Annotated in this window: 12 protein-coding genes; 9 read left to right on the top strand and 3 right to left on the bottom strand. The window is 73.7% G+C overall.

All coding sequences use genetic code 11. The features are described 5' to 3' along the window. Positions 1–23: 23 nt before the first annotated feature. Positions 24–347, bottom strand: a complete 324-nt coding sequence (locus HUT10_RS21715) for an MGMT family protein (protein WP_176172909.1) — start codon at positions 345–347, stop codon at positions 24–26. A 173-nt stretch (positions 348–520) separates the two neighbouring features. Here HUT10_RS21715 and HUT10_RS21710 point away from each other — a divergent pair, with 173 nt between their 5' ends. From HUT10_RS21710 to HUT10_RS21700, 3 genes are read left to right on the top strand one after another with little or no spacing between them, the layout of a single operon-like run. Continuing rightward, on the top strand, positions 521–3,694 hold the full coding sequence (locus HUT10_RS21710; RefSeq protein WP_176177935.1) for an ATP-dependent DNA helicase: 3,174 nt from the start codon (positions 521–523) through the stop codon (positions 3,692–3,694). Continuing rightward, the gene (locus HUT10_RS21705) at positions 3,691–4,050 is read left to right on the top strand and encodes a hypothetical protein (protein ID WP_176172908.1); all 360 of its coding nucleotides are present in this window, start codon (positions 3,691–3,693) and stop codon (positions 4,048–4,050) included. Before HUT10_RS21710 ends, HUT10_RS21705 begins: the two co-directional genes overlap by 4 nt. Further along, complete coding sequence (locus HUT10_RS21700; protein WP_176172907.1) at positions 4,047–7,280, top strand: ATP-dependent DNA helicase; 3,234 nt, start codon at positions 4,047–4,049, stop codon at positions 7,278–7,280. The genes HUT10_RS21705 and HUT10_RS21700 overlap by 4 nt, the downstream gene beginning before the upstream one ends. Positions 7,281–7,406: 126 nt before the next feature. Here HUT10_RS21700 and HUT10_RS21695 read toward each other — a convergent pair whose 3' ends face one another. Beyond that, positions 7,407–7,775 (bottom strand): hypothetical protein, encoded by a 369-nt coding sequence (locus HUT10_RS21695; RefSeq protein ID WP_176172906.1) that lies wholly within the window; start codon positions 7,773–7,775, stop codon positions 7,407–7,409. A 79-nt stretch (positions 7,776–7,854) separates the two neighbouring features. On the opposite strand from HUT10_RS21695, the gene HUT10_RS21690 reads away from it, so the two are divergent. Together HUT10_RS21690 and HUT10_RS21685 are read left to right on the top strand one after the other, a co-directional pair. Next, positions 7,855–8,934 (top strand): TrkA family potassium uptake protein, encoded by a 1,080-nt coding sequence (locus HUT10_RS21690; RefSeq protein ID WP_176172905.1) that lies wholly within the window; start codon positions 7,855–7,857, stop codon positions 8,932–8,934. Positions 8,935–9,015: 81 nt separating this feature from the next. After that, complete coding sequence (locus tag HUT10_RS21685) at positions 9,016–9,450, top strand: hypothetical protein (protein ID WP_176177934.1); 435 nt, start codon at positions 9,016–9,018, stop codon at positions 9,448–9,450. Here the strand turns inward: HUT10_RS21685 and HUT10_RS21680 are convergent. After that, on the bottom strand, positions 9,443–10,465 hold the full coding sequence (locus tag HUT10_RS21680) for a neutral zinc metallopeptidase (protein ID WP_176172904.1): 1,023 nt from the start codon (positions 10,463–10,465) through the stop codon (positions 9,443–9,445). The two genes, HUT10_RS21685 and HUT10_RS21680, sit on opposite strands and share 8 nt — an antisense overlap. A gap of 250 nt (positions 10,466–10,715) precedes the next feature. On the opposite strand from HUT10_RS21680, the gene HUT10_RS21675 reads away from it, so the two are divergent. From HUT10_RS21675 to HUT10_RS21660, 4 genes are read left to right on the top strand one after another with little or no spacing between them, the layout of a single operon-like run. Next, on the top strand, positions 10,716–11,885 hold the full coding sequence (locus HUT10_RS21675) for a proline-rich domain-containing protein (RefSeq protein WP_176172903.1): 1,170 nt from the start codon (positions 10,716–10,718) through the stop codon (positions 11,883–11,885). After that, positions 11,879–12,520, top strand: a complete 642-nt coding sequence (locus HUT10_RS21670; RefSeq protein WP_176172902.1) for a DUF4129 domain-containing protein — start codon at positions 11,879–11,881, stop codon at positions 12,518–12,520. The genes HUT10_RS21675 and HUT10_RS21670 overlap by 7 nt, the downstream gene beginning before the upstream one ends. Then, complete coding sequence (locus HUT10_RS21665; RefSeq protein ID WP_176172901.1) at positions 12,517–13,656, top strand: DUF4350 domain-containing protein; 1,140 nt, start codon at positions 12,517–12,519, stop codon at positions 13,654–13,656. Before HUT10_RS21670 ends, HUT10_RS21665 begins: the two co-directional genes overlap by 4 nt. Further along, entirely contained in the window at positions 13,653–14,624 is a 972-nt protein-coding gene (locus tag HUT10_RS21660) for a MoxR family ATPase (RefSeq protein ID WP_176172900.1), read from the top strand. The genes HUT10_RS21665 and HUT10_RS21660 overlap by 4 nt, the downstream gene beginning before the upstream one ends. Position 14,625: the final 1 nt, after the last annotated feature.

The following is a 14,625-nucleotide window of genomic DNA, read 5'->3' as shown; positions in this document are numbered from 1 at the left end:
GAGGCTAACCTAACGAACGCGGTTCAGAACAGTCCTTCCGGCTGGGTTTCCTCCTTTCCGTCCGGTTTCCACCGGTACTTCCGCAGGTCGACGCGCTGGCCGTCGGCCAGGACGCCCTCCGCTCGCAGGCGCTCCAGCTGGTCGTGGACCAGGTGTGGCGCCGGGGTGCCGTTCGCGCGCAGGATCCGGTGCCACGGCAGGTCGTGCCCGTCCTCCGCCAGGATCGCGCCGACCAGCCGCGGCGACGGCGCCCCCGCGAGGGTCGCGATGTCGCCGTACGTCGCCACCGTGCCGGCCGGCACCGACTCGATGATCTCCCGCACGCGCTCGTGCAGAACGTCGTCCATGGCCCCTACTGTGCCCGACACCACCGACAGTTTTCGCAGCCGTCCGCCGCACCGCTGGGCGCCTTCACCGAACGGACCCCCGCTAAGCCGTGCCGGTGCGCCACCCGGGGGACCCGGCGTGGTTCCATCGCGGGGTGAACGGGAGGCGAACGGCGCAGGCGGACGCGCGGCTGGTGCGCACGCCGAACACCGCCACACCCGCGTTCACCTGGGACGAAGGCGCGCGGCGCGTGCTCTCCGCACCCGGCGGGTTCCTCCGCGTGCTCGGCGGTCCCGGCACCGGCAAGACGGCGCTGCTGGCCTCGGCCGCCACCCGCCGGATCGCCGAGGGCGCCGACCCGGAGAGCGTGCTCGTGCTCACCACCTCCCGCAAGTCCGCCGACGCGCTGCGCGCCGACATCACCCGCCGGCTCACCGCCGACCCCGACCTGGCGCGGCCGCTGCCCCGGACCGTCCGCGAACCCCTGGTCCGCACCGTGCACTCCTACGCCTACTCGCTGCTGCGGCTGGAGGCGATGGCCGAGGAGCTGCCGCCGCCGCGGCTGCTGGCCGGGGCCGAGCAGGACGTCGTCGTCCGCGAGCTCCTGGCCGGTGACCTCGACGAAGGTGCCGAGTACTGGCCCGAGCAGCTGCGGCCCGCGCTGATGGTCCCCGGCTTCGCCGAAGAGCTGCGTGACCTGCTGATGCGCGCGGCCGAGCGCGGTCTCGGCCCCGGTGACCTCGCCGAACTGGGCCGCCGCCGCGGGCGCGAGGAGTGGATCGCCGCCGGGCAGTTCTGGGCGCAGTACGAAGAAGTCACGCAGCTGCAGGGCGCGGGCGGCAACGCGCTCGGCGTGGCGAGCGCGCCCGCGCTGGACGCCGCCGAGCTGGTCACCTCCGCGCTGCTCGCCCTGGAGGACGCCGCCGAGCTGCGCGAACGCGAGCGCACCCGCGTCCGGCACCTGTTCGTCGACGACGCCCACCACCTCGACCCGCTGCAGACCAGCCTGGTCCGGGTGATCGGGCACACCGCGGCCGAGTTCGTGGTGGCCGGCGACCCCGACCAGAACGTGTTCTCCTTCCGCGGCGCCGACGCGCGGCTGTTCGCCGACGCCGATCCGGACGGCAGCCGGACCGTCACGCTCACCACGGCCCACCGGCTGGCCCCGGCGGTGCGGCTCGCGGTGGCCAAGATCGGCGCGACGCTGCCGGGCGCGTCACCGCACCGCAAGATCGTGCCGCCCAAGGGGGCCACCGGCGGCAACGTCCGCGTCCGCGTGATGCCGACCCCGGCCGCCGAGGCGAGCTGGATCGCCGACCAGCTCCGCCGCGCCCACCTCGTCGACGGCGTGCCGTGGTCGGAGATCGCCGTGCTCGTCCGGTCTCCGGCCCGGACTTTCCTCGTCCTGCAACGAGCTTTGCGCGCCGCCGGCGTCCCGATCGGGTCGGCGACCGAGGAGCTGCCGCTGGCCAAGCAGCCCGCGGTGCGGCCGCTGCTGGCCGTGCTGAAGCTCGCGCCGTCGCCGGAACTGCTGGACGTCGATCTCGCGGAGATGCTGCTGTCGTCGTCGCTCGGCGGCGCGGACCCGTTGGCGCTGCGGCGGTTGCGGCGCGGCCTGCGCCGGCTGGAGCTGGCGGGCGGCGGCGAGCGGCCGAGCGACGAGCTGCTGGTGGAGGCGTTGCGCGGCGGCGACATCCTGGCCGGGCTGGCCGACGCCGAGGCCGAGCCGGTGCGGCGGGTCGGCGGGCTGCTGCGCACCACGCACCAGGCCGTCGCGCGCGGCGAGGGCGTCGAGCAGGTGCTGTGGCAGCTGTGGCGGGAAAGCGGGCTCCAGGACAAGCTGCTGAAACAGGTCGAGCGCGGCGGGTCGCTGGGCGCGCAGGCCGACCGCGACCTCGACGCCGTCGTCGCGCTGTTCGACGCCGCGGGCCGGTACGTCGACCGGCTGCCGCGGGCGAGCGTCGCCTCCTTCGCCGATTACCTTGGCGCGCAACGCATTGCGGGCGACACCCTCGCACCGGCGGCGGTCCCGTCCGACGGCGTCTCGCTGCTCACCGCGCACGCCGCCGCGGGTCGCGAGTGGACGGTCGTCGCGGTCGCCGGCGTCCAGGAAGGCGCGTGGCCGGACCTGCGGCTGCGCGGTTCGGTGCTGGGCGTCGAACGGCTCAAGGACCTGATGGCCGGGGTCGACGACGACGCCGTCTCCCAGACCGCGCCGATCCTCGCCGAGGAGCGGCGCCTGTTCTACCTCGCGATGAGCCGGGCGAAGCAGACGCTGCTGGTCACGGCGGTGTCGGGGGAGGACGAGCAGCCGTCCCGGTTCCTCGACGACCTGGAGGAGAACGGCGCCGACGACGGCGGGCTCGACTCGCGGATGAAGCCGCCGGGCCGGTCGCTGGTGCTCGCCGAGCTGGTCGGCGAGCTGCGCGAGGTGGTCTGCGACGACAAGGCCGACCCCGCGCGGCGGCGCCGGGCGGCGAAGCAGCTGGCCCGGCTGGCCGACGCGAAGGTGCCCGGCGCGCACCCGTCGACGTGGTACGGCCTGCTGCCGGCCTCCAGCGACGAGCCGGTGCACCCGCCGGGCGACCTGATCCGGATCTCACCGTCCACAGTGGAAATCCTGACGAAGTGCCCGCTGCGCTGGATGATCGAGCGCCACGGCGGCAGCGACCCGGCCCAGCTGGCGGCGGTGACCGGGACGCTGGTGCACGGGCTCGCCCAGGCGGTCGCTTCGGGGAGCACGGACGCGGAGCTGCAGCGGGCGCTGGACGAGGCCTGGGTGCGCGTCGACGCCGGGGCGCCGTGGTTCTCGCGGCGGGAGCGGCGGCGGGTCGAGCAGATGCTGCGGAACTTCACGACGTGGCTGGAGCGCAGCCGGGCGGAGCTGAAGGAAGCCGGGGTCGAGCAGGACATCGAGGTCGAGCTGCCCGCCGGGGGTTCGGACGAGGTCCGGGTGCTGCTGCGCGGGCGGGTCGACCGGGTGGAGCTGGACTCCGAGGGACGGCCGGTGATCGTGGACATCAAGACGGGCAAGGTCCCGGTGTCGGGGGCGGAGGCCGAGGCGCACCCGCAGCTGGCGGCTTACCAGCTGGCGGTGCTGCTGGGGGCGATCGAGGGCCGCACGGAGGCCGGCGGCGCGCGGCTGGTGTACGTGGCGAAGGCGAACAACAAGACGGGGTCGACGGAACGGTCCCAGCCGCCGATGGACGAGGTGGCCGGCAAGCAGTGGCTCGAGCTGGTGCAGAAGGCGGCGGCCTCGGCGGCGGGGCCGGATTACCAGGCGCAGGAGAACGTGGACTGCGACCGCTGCCCGGCGCGGGGCTGCTGCCCGCTCCGGCCCGAGGGGCGGCAGGTGCCGGGGCCGTGAACCATCCGGTGAGTTCGCTCGGTGGCGGGGAGAAGTGGTCCGGCCGGGGAGCGATGGACTATCTGGTGAGTTCAGGGGCGTGGCGGGAGCGGCTGCCGGGCTGGGGAGCGATGAACTATCCGGTGAGTTCAGGGGCGTGGCGGGAGCGGCTGCCGGGCTGGGGAGCAATGAACCATCTGGTGAGTTCAGGGGCGTGGCGGGAGGGCCTGCCGGGCTGGGGAGCAATGGACTATCCGGTGAGTTCAGCGGCGTGGCGGAACTGGTTGCCGGGCCGGGGAGTGATGAACTACCTGGTGAGTTCAGCCGTCGCGTGTGAGCCGGCCGGCGGGCCGGGGCATTCCGAGGTGCGCGCGTGAGCCCGCTCCTCATCGCCAACCCCGTCGAGCCCGCCGAACTCGCCGATGCGCTCGGGCTGCACCGGCCGACACCCGAGCAGGCCACCGTCATCGCCGCGCCCGTCGAACCCTCGCTCGTCGTCGCCGGGGCCGGGGCCGGGAAGACCGAAACCATGGCCGCGCGGGTCGTCTGGCTCGTCGCCAACGGGATCGTCAGCCCCGACCGCGTCCTCGGCCTCACCTTCACCCGCAAAGCCGCGCGCCAGCTCGGCGAACGCGTCCGCGCCCGGCTCCGCCGCCTCGCCGGCTCCGGCCTGCTCGACCGCCTCGACCCGACCGGCGGCCTGCGGGCCACCGTGGTCGCCGGCGAACCCACCGTCCTCACCTACCACGCCTACGCCGGGCGGCTGCTGTCCGAACACGGCCTGCGCCTGCCGGTGCAGCCCGGCGTGCGACTCCTCTCCGAGACCTCGTCGTGGCAGATCGCGCACCGCGTCGTGTCCACTTGGGACAACGAGCTCGACACCGACCGCGTCCCGCCGACCGTCACCGCCGACCTGCTCGCCCTGGCCGGCGAGCTGGGCGAGCACCTCATCTCGACCGAGCAGCTCGCCGAGTACACGACCTGGCTGTGCCGCGTCATCGAGAACGCGCCACGCGCCAAGGGACAGCGGGCCGCGCTGCCGCAGAAACTCACCGAAATCATGGCCGCGCAGCACTTCCGGCTCGCGCTGCTGCCGCTGGTCGACGACTACCACCGCCGCAAGCGCAACGAAGGCGCACTCGACTTCGCCGACCAGATGTCGCTGGCCGCCCAGCTGGCCGGCGGGTACCCGTCGGTCGTGCGCGGCGAGCGGGAACGCTACGGCGCCGTCCTCCTCGACGAGTACCAGGACACCGGCCACGCCCAGCGCGTGCTGCTGCGCGCGCTGTTCGGCGGCGTCGAAAACCCGCCGATGCCGGTCACCGCCGTCGGGGACCCCGCGCAGGCCATCTACGGCTGGCGCGGGGCCAGCGCGGCGAACCTGCCCCGGTTCACCACGGACTTCCCGCGCTCCGACGGCGAACGGCTCGTCCCCGCGCACGAATTCGGGCTGCTGACCAGTTTCCGCAACCCGCCGGAGATCCTCGACCTCGCGAACGCGATCGCCGAACCGCTGCGCGCCCGCGGTCTCGGCGTCGAACGGCTGCGGGCGCGCGAAGGCGCCGGGCCCGCGGACATCGCCTGCGCGCTGCTGCCGGACATCCGCGCCGAACGCGCGTGGGTCGCCGACGCCCTCGCCCGGCGCTGGTACGCCCACCAGGAGCAGGCCGGCAAGCCGCCGACCGCCGCGGTGCTCGTGCGGCGCCGCGCCGACATGGCCCCGATCGCCGCCGAACTGCGGGCGCGCGGGCTGCCGGTCGAGGTCGTCGGGCTCGGCGGGCTGCTGGACGAACCCGAAGTCGCGGACCTCGTGTCGACGCTGAAGGTGCTCGCCGACCCGCTGTCCGGGAGCGCGGCGGCCCGGCTGCTGACCGGCGCCCGCTGGCGGCTCTCGGCGGCCGACGTCGCCGCGCTGTGGCGGCGGGCCGGCGAGCTGTCCAGCCCGGAGAAGCCGGACGCGCCGGAGCTCGTCGCCGAGCGCGTCGAGCAGGCCGGGCTGATCGACGCCATCGACGAGCCGGGTGCCCCGGAGCGGTACTCCGAAGAGGGGTACCAGCGGATCCGGCGGATCGGCTGGGAGCTGGCCGCGCTGCGGCGGCGGCTCGACCAGTCGCTGCCGGAGCTGGTTGCCGACGTCGAACGCACCATGCTGCTGGACGTCGAATCGCTGGCGCGGCCGGGTTCGGCGGGCCGGGCGCACCTGGACGCGTTCGCCGAAGTCGTCACCGACTACGCCGAGACGGCACCGACGGCGACCCTGCTGTCCTTTGTGGACTACCTGAACACCGCCGCGCACGCCGAGGACGGGCTGACCCCGGGCGAGGTCGAGGTCGTCCCGGACCGCGTGCAGGTGCTGACCGTGCACTCGGCGAAGGGCCTCGAATGGGAGGTCGTCGCGGTGCCGCACCTGGTGCAGGACGTCTTCCCGGGCCGGCGGCGGTCGTCGTCGTGGCTGCGGACGGCGACGTCGCTGCCCGCCGCGTTGCGCGGGGACGCCGAGGACCTGCCGCCGCTGAACATCGCCGAGGGCTACGACCGCAAGGAAGTCCAAGAAGGACTGGAACTGCACGAGGCCGGGTTCGTCGAGCGGGAGCAGGCCGAGGAACGACGGCTCTGCTACGTCGCTCTGACGCGGTCGGAGCACGCGCTGGTCGTCTCCGGGCACTGGTGGAACGAAAGCAGCAGCCGGGCGAAGGGGCCGTCGGAGTTCCTCACCGAGATCGCCGATGTGCTGCGGGAAACCGGTGTCGGGCAGCTCGCCGAGTGGGCGCCGGAACCGACGGAGGACGACGAAAACCCGCTGGTGTCGGACTCGCGGGCGGCGCGCTGGCCGGTCGACCCGCTGGGCGACCGCCGCACCGGCGTGCAGACCGGCGTGGAGCTGGTGTCCGAGGCGCTGGCGTCGTCCGAACCACCCGAGGAGGACGACGATCCGGACGGCTGGCTGACCGACACCGACGTCCTGCTGGAGGAATGGGCGCGCAAGGACGACCACGTGCACCGGGTGCCGCTGCCGTCGCGGCTTTCGGTGAGCCAGCTGGTCGCGCTGGCCGACGACGCCGCCCGGCTGGCGGCGGACCTGCGCCGTCCGCTCCCGGTGGAGCCCAACAGCTTCGCCCGCCGCGGCACGGAGTTCCACGGCTGGCTGGAACGCCGCTTCGCGGGCGACCAGCTGATCGAGATCGACGACCTCCCGGGCGCGGCCGACTTCGGCGAGGCCCCGGACGCGGACTTCGAGGAACTCCAGACGGAGTTCGAGAAGAGCGAGTGGGCGACGCGGGTCCCGGTGGCGGTGGAGGTGACGTTCTCGGCCGACGTCGAGGGCATCACCCTGCGCGGCCGCATGGACGCGGTCTTCGCCGACCCGGACGGCGGCTGGACGGTGGTCGACTGGAAGACCGGCTCGGTCCCCCCGGAGTCCCGCATCCCGGCGCTGTCGGTCCAGCTGGCGGCCTACCGGATGGCGTGGGCGGCGCTGAAGGACGTCCCGGTGGAGCGGGTCCGCGCGGCGTTCCACTACGTCCGCGCGAACCGCACGATCCGCCCGGCCGACCTGCTGGAGCCGGAAGCCCTCCGCGGCCTCCTCCGCGACCTCCCCGAGGCGTGACGCGGGTACCTGGAGGGTCGGTTCGCGTACCTGGACAGCCGGCTTGCGTACCTGGAGGGTCGGACGGCGAGTCGACCGTCTGGGTACGCAAGCCGACTGCCTGGGTACGCGAACCGACCGCTCCGGTCAGGCGTTGTCGCGGACCTTCAGGGCCCAGGCGATCAGGGGCCACTGCAGGGGGAGGCGGGCCCAGGCGATCGCGCGCTGCGGGGCCGGGGCCGAAGATGCGTCCACCGCCATCTTCACGTTCCCGGGGAAGACGCCCAGGAACAGCAGGGCCGCCGCGAGACCGCCGAGACGGCGGGTGCGGGGCGTCGCCACCGCGGCCGCGACCGCCAGCTCCGCCACCCCCGATCCGTACGTCCAGGCCCGCCGCGAGCCCGGCAGCGAGGCCGGGATCAGGCCGTCGAACGGCTTGGGGACGGCGAAGTGCAGGACGCCCATGAAGCCCAGCGCGCCCGCCAACACGTGCGCGGGCCGTTGCGAGGTTGCCATGAACTCATCGTTTCACGCGGCGGCGCGGTGTCCGGTTCGGCTATCCTCCGGGCGTGAGTGACGCTCGACACGAGCCAGCATGAAGGCCCTCAAACGGTTGCCGCTGGGCAGTCTCACCGATCGGCCCGACCACGAGCTCGTCGGCGTCCTGCGGATGCCGGAGCTGACGGTCAGCCCGCTCCGCTCGATCGTCAAGCGGATCATCGGTGCGCTGCTCGCGCTGCTGGCCACGGTGATCCTCGTCTACGTCGACCGCGACGGCTACCGGGACGCCAACGGCGACGGCCTGTCCCTGCTCGACAGCCTCTACTACGCCACCGTCTCGCTCTCGACCACCGGCTACGGCGACATCGCGCCCGCCACGTCGTCCGCGCGGCTGGTGAACGTCCTGGTCATCACCCCGCTGCGGGTGCTCTTCCTCATCGTCCTGGTCGGCACCACCCTGGAAGTGCTCACCGAGCGCTCCCGCCAGGCGTTCAAGATCCAGAAGTGGAGGACCAAGGTGCGCGACCACACGGTCGTCGTCGGGTTCGGCACCAAGGGCCGGTCCGCCGTCAACGCCCTGCTCGGCGACGAGAACATCGCCCCGGAGCAGATCGTCGTCGTCGACACCGACCAGGCGGCCCTCGACGCGGCGAGCGCGCTCGGCCTGGTCGCCGTGCACGGGTCGGCCACCCGGTCCGACGTGCTGCGCGTGGCCGCGGTCCAGCACGCCCGCGCGGTCGTCGTCGCCCCGAACCGGGACGACACGGCGGTGCTCGTCACGCTCACCGCGCGCGAGCTGGCCCCCAAGGCGCACATCGTCGCGTCGGTGCGAGAGGCGGAGAACGTCCACCTGCTCAAGCAGTCGGGCGCCAACCAGGTCGTCGTCTCCAGCGAGACGGCGGGCAGGCTGCTCGGCATGGCGACGTCGACGCCGCTGGTCGTGGACATCATGGAGGACCTGCTCACGCCCGAATCGGGACTGGCGATCGCCGAGCGGGCGGTCGAACCGTCCGAAGAGGGCGGTTCGCCGCGGCACCTGTCCGACCTCGTCCTCGGCCTGGTCCGCGACGGCGTCCTGTACCGCATCGACGCCCCGCAGGCCGACGCCATCGAACCGGGCGACAAGCTCCTTTACGTCAAAAAGGTCACCCAGGCGGAGAAGATCGAACGCTGACCAGGGCACCTGGGTTTTGCCCGCGGGATCTGGAACCATGGCCGGGTGCCCCCGCGATCCCTCGCCCTCACGTGGCCCACGGTGGCGATCCCCGCCGCGGCGGGCGTGCTCGTCGTGCTGCTCGCGTGGCTGGCCGGGCCCGGGCTGCTCGGCATCGGCAACGACGTCCTCGGCGCGCCGGTGCAGGCGGAAGTCACCAAGCCGGCGCCCTGCGGCCAGGCCGACGCCAGGGAAACCGTGAAGTTCACCGTCGCCGGGAAGAGCCACGAAGGCACGCTCGACGGCTGCGGGCACGGCCAGGGCGAACGTGTCGAGGTCGCCGTCCCGGAGTCGCTGCCGGACCAGGGCGCGGTCACGGTCACCCTCGCGGACACGTCGATGGGCGCGTCCGACGCGCGCCGCCCGCTCGGCCTGGCGCTGCTGGTGTTCGCGTGCTTCTCCGGCGGGATGTTCGTCCACCTCTGGCTGAGCATCCCGCTGCGGCCCAAGGCGGCCGCGCCCAAAACCGCTAGCTGACCTCGGACGACGGCGCCGCGAAGGTGTTGCAGTCGGCGATCCGGTTGCTCGTCGCGCCCGCCCGCCACCAGGACGCGTAGTGCGCGTTCGTCCCGTGGTCGTGGCTGCGGGAGGTGTTGTCGCCGCGGGTCTCCTGGTCGTTCCAGGCCTTGTTGTACATGTCGCGGGTGATCGTGCCGCCCTGGTCGACGTGCGCGCCGAGGAACATCCCGGAGAAGCACTGGGCCTGCAGTTCCTTGCGCCGCGACATCTCCAGGCCGGCCGGGCTGTTCTGGCCGGCCTCGTAGATCTTCTGCCAGGCCGCGTCCATCAGCCCGGCGACCTCCTGCACGTGGTGGCCGTACTCGTGGGCGAACAGGGCCAGGTAGACGCCGGGGTTGTTGCCGTACTGGTCGGTCTGCAGGCCGCGGAACGGGACGTACAGGTTGTTTTCGCAGTAGTACGCGGCCGTCGCGATGCCGACCTGGATGGTGCCGCACTCGGTCTCGAAGCTCGCGCCGGTCGGGAAGTGCAGCGACGGCGGGGTGAACGGCAGGTGGTAGGCCTCGAGGAACGGGCCCCAGGCGGCGTCGAGGCACTTGCTGGCGGCCGTGAAGAACGCCTCCGCGCCCGCCTGCGTGCTCTGCCAGGCCGGCAGCGCGCAGACGCGGTTCTGCAGCCCGGCGTTCGGGTCCTGCAGGATCGGGTGGTCGGCCAGCTTGAGGATCTTCTGCGGACCGGTCGGGCTGGGCGTGGAGAGCTCGGTGGCCGGGTCGGACGCCGACGCCGGGGCACCCGCGCCGCCGGGCGGGAGCTGCTGCGGGGGGACGTCCTGCGAGGTCGGGACGTCCCGGAAGTTCGCGTTGGCCAGCGGGGTTTCGTCGCGGTTGAGGGCGACGATCGCGACCAGGCCGAGCACCAGCACGGCCACCGCGCCGAGGCTGACGCCGATCACCGCCGCCGGGGAACGGCGCTTCGGCGCGGACACGGTGTGCGGTCGGCCCAGCCACGGGAGATCCGGTTGCGCATCCGGCACCGGCGGCGGCTGGACGGTTCCGCGGGGCGGTACCTGGCCGGGGGGCGGTTGCGTCACTAGGCAGTCCCGAAGGGTCTCGGTACGGACCGGGGGTACCCGATCCCGCCATTCAGCATATCGGGGGAATGGGCCCTCTCGCACCCGTCCGTGCGCACCGCGTCACGGCGCACCGACGTCACCCCAGGTCTGGCCGGGTACAACCGGCTCTGAGAGAGTGTGGCCAAGCAGGTACTGCAGGCGAGGGGCTTCGATGACAGACACCGGTGGCGAGGGCGCCGACACGCCGACTCCGAGCCAGGGCGTGCCCGCGGCTCAGACCCCCGGATCGGGTGAGTCCAAGCGGCCCGAAGACCACGCCGCGTCACCGCCGACGCCGCCGCGCGGGTGGCAGGCGCCGGACGCGCAGGCGGCCCCCACGACCCCGCCCCCGGGCTGGCAGCACGGGCCCGGCTACCGGCCGGACGCACTGCCGCCGTTCACCGGGCAGCAGCCGCAGTACCAGCAGCCGCGCTGGAGCCCGCACGGGCTCGGCAAGCCCGGCGTGATCGCGCTGCGGCCGCTCAACATCGGCGACATCCTCGACGGCGCGATCACCGCGATCCGCAGGCACGCGCTGCTGATCCTCGGCATCGGCGCCGTGGTGGCGGTGCTCAGCGCCGCGCTCACCTTCGTCCTCCAGAAGTACGTGCTCACCGACCTGGAGAGCTTCGCCACGACGGTCGACCTCGGCCCGGCGGCGACCGAAGAGGAGCTCCGCAACGCCCTCTTCGGCACGTTCGGCGACCTCTTCATCGTGCTCATCTCCTCGACGCTGGTGCAGACGCTGCTGCTGACCGTCACCACCGGCCTGATGGCCGCGGTGATGGGCCGCGCCGCACTGGGCCGCGAGGTCACCTTCGGCATCGCCTGGGGCGAGGTGCAGCCGCGGCTGCTGCCGCTGCTCGGCGTGGCGTTCGTCTACGCGCTGCTGAGCACCATCGGCGTCATGCTCTGCATCATCCCCGGCGTGGTCGTCTGGGTGTTCTGGGCGCTGGCCGCCCCGGCGCTGGTGCTCGAGCGCGGCACGTTCCGCGCCGCGTTCTCGCGCTCGGTCAAGCTGGTCAGCGGCGCGTTCTGGCGGGTGCTCGGCGTGCTGCTGCTGGCCCGGATCATCGAGTCGTTCTTCGAGAACATCATCCAGCTGCCGTTCACCCTCGGCACGGGCATGTTCAGCGGCATGTTCACCCCCGGCAAGGTGACCGTGCCGAGCACCGGTGACCTGCTGCTGGCCTCGGCCGGGCAGATCATCGCCGGCACCATCGCGATCCCGTTCGTCGCGCTGGTCACCGTGATCGTCTACCTCGACCAGCGGATGCGCCGCGAAGGCATGGACATCGAACTGGCCCGCGCCGCCGGGGTGCAGCCGCCACAGGCATGGTGACCTTCCGGCTGACGGACGTCCCGGTCGACATCGACCGGGACGCGGCCCGCCGCGCGGCCGAGCAGGAACTTTCCGACCCGAAGTACCGGGACGCCCGGCCGAGCTTCCTGCAGGAGGTCGGCCGGTGGCTGGGCGAGCAGCTGGACAAGCTGCTGAACAGCCTGTCTTCGGGCGTGCCCGGCGGGATCTTCGGCGTGGTGCTGATCCTCGCGCTGCTGATCGTGCTGGTCGTGGTGATCCGGCTGCGCACCGGCAAGGTCGCCCGCGCGGCACGGGCCGGCCGCGTCGTCTTCGGCGGGCAGCGCCGCAGCGCCGCCGACTACCGCCGGTCGGCAGGCGAGGCCGCCGCCGCGGGCCGGTTCGACGACGCCGTGCGCGACCGCTTCCGCGCCGTCGTGCGGTCCCTGGAGGAACGCGCGCTGCTCGACATCCGCTCCGGCCGGACGGCGGACGAGGCCGCCGCCGAAGCCGGCGTGCTGCTGCCGGACGTCGCCGGGCGGCTGCGGGAGGGCGCCCGGCTCTTCGACGACGTCCACTACGGCGGCCGCGAAGGCACCGAAGCCGCGTACCGCACGCTGACCGAGCTGGACGAGCACTGCCGCCGTGCGCGGCCGGTCGCCATGGCGGCCCCGTGACGACCTCGGTTTCGCCGGATCTGCGCCGGATCTGGCGCGGTGCCCGTATCCCGCTCGCCCTCCTCGCCCTGATCTTCGTCGCCGGGGCCCTGCTGCTGCTCGGCCGCGGCGAGCAGGCCTACGGCGGCCTCGAACCCGGCTCGTACGAACCCGGCGGCGCGCACGCGCTCGTGAAGCTGCTGAAGGACCAGGGCGTCGACGTCCGGACCGTGCGCACGGCCGCCGAAGCGGACGCCGAAACCGGTGACGGCGCAACGCTGCTGGTCACCGCCCCGGACGTGGCCCCGGGCGCGCGGTTCGACGCGCTGCGGGAGCGCGCGGCCGACGTCGTACTGGTGACGCCGGGAGAGGTGACCCTGCGCGATTCGCTGCCGCTGGTGCACCCGGCCGGGCGCAGCGACGTCGGGACGCTGTCCCCGCGGTGCACGGTCGCCGCGGCGGTCGCGGCCGGCGACGCCACGCTCGGCGGGATCGGCTACGCCTCGCCGGGCGCGCGCTCGTGCTACCCCGGCGAAGACGGCGGCGGCACGCTGCTGCAGCTCGCCGAGGGGAACCGCACGACGACGCTGCTCGGCACGCCGGCGCCGCTGACCAACGAGCGGCTCGGCGAACAGGGCAACGCGGCGCTGGCGCTGCACCTGCTCGGCGCGCACCCGAAGCTCGTCTGGTACCTGCCGTCGGCGTCGGACCCGGCGCTGGAGAACTCCCGCCGGTCGATCTTCGACCTGATCCCGGACGGCTGGTACTACGGGGCCGCGCAGGCGTTCGTCGCGGTGGCCCTGCTGGCGTTGTGGCGGGCCCGCCGGCTCGGCCCGGTGGTTACCGAGCCGCTGCCGATCGTGGTCCGCGCGGCCGAGACGGCCGAGGGCCGCGCGCGGCTGTACCGGCGGGCGAAGGCGGCCGGGCACGCGGGCGAGACACTGCGGGAAGCGGCCCGCGGCCGGCTGCGCACCGCGCTGGGCCTGCCGCGCGACGCCGATCCGGCGGCGCTGGTGGAGTCGGTGAGCACGCGGACCGGGCGGCAGGCGGCCGACGTCGGCGCGGTCCTCTACGGCCCGCCGGTGCCCGACGACCCCGCGCTGGTCCGGCTGGCAGGGGAACTCGATCAGGTGGAACGAGAGGCAGGGCGAACTTGACCAGCGGTACCGAGAACGCGACCGGGGCCCGCGACGCGCTGATCGCGCTGCGCGCCGAGGTCGGCAAGGCCGTCGTCGGCAACGAAGCCGCCGTCACCGGGCTGATCCTGGCCCTGCTCTGCCGGGGCCACGTGCTGCTCGAAGGCGTCCCGGGCGTGGCGAAGACGCTGCTGGTGCGGGCACTGGCCGCGGCGCTGGACCTGGAGACCACGCGCGTGCAGTTCACCCCGGACCTGATGCCCGGCGACGTCACCGGGTCGATCGTCTACGACGCGCACAGCGGCGAGTTCTCCTTCCGCGAGGGGCCGGTGTTCACCAACCTGCTGCTCGCCGACGAGATCAACCGGACGCCGCCGAAGACGCAGTCGTCGCTGCTGGAGGCGATGGAGGAGCGGCAGGTCTCGATCGACGGCAAGTCGCGGCCGCTGCCGGACCCGTTCATCGTGATCGCCACCCAGAACCCGGTGGAGTACGAGGGCACCTACCCGCTGCCGGAGGCGCAGCTGGACCGGTTCCTGCTCAAGCTGACCATGCCGGCGCCCTCGCGCGAGGACGAGATCGGCATCCTGTGGCGGCACGCGCAGGGCTTCGACCCGCGCAACCTCGCGGCGGCCGGTCTCAAGGCGGTCGCCGGTGCCCCGGAACTCGCGGCCGCGCGCGAAGCCGTGGCCCGGGTGACGGTCGGGCCCGAGGTGATCGGGTACGTCGTCGACCTGTGCCGGGCGACGCGGTCGCTGCCTTCGGTGCGGATCGGCGTTTCCCCGCGTGGTGCCACGGCGTTGCTGGCGGTGACCCGCGCGTGGGCGTGGCTGGCCGGCCGCGACTACGCGACCCCGGACGACGTCAAGGCGCTCGCCCGGCCCGCGCTGCGGCACCGCCTTGACGTCCGGCCGGAGGCCGAGCTCGAGGGCGTCACCGCGGACGGCGTGCTGGACCGCGTGCTCGCGTCCGTGCCCGTGCCGCGCTGAC

It is taken from the genome of Amycolatopsis sp. Hca4, from assembly GCF_013364075.1.
In the GTDB taxonomy this organism is placed as follows: Bacteria; Actinomycetota; Actinomycetes; order Mycobacteriales; family Pseudonocardiaceae; genus Amycolatopsis.
This window is presented reverse-complemented; position numbering and strand designations above follow the sequence as displayed.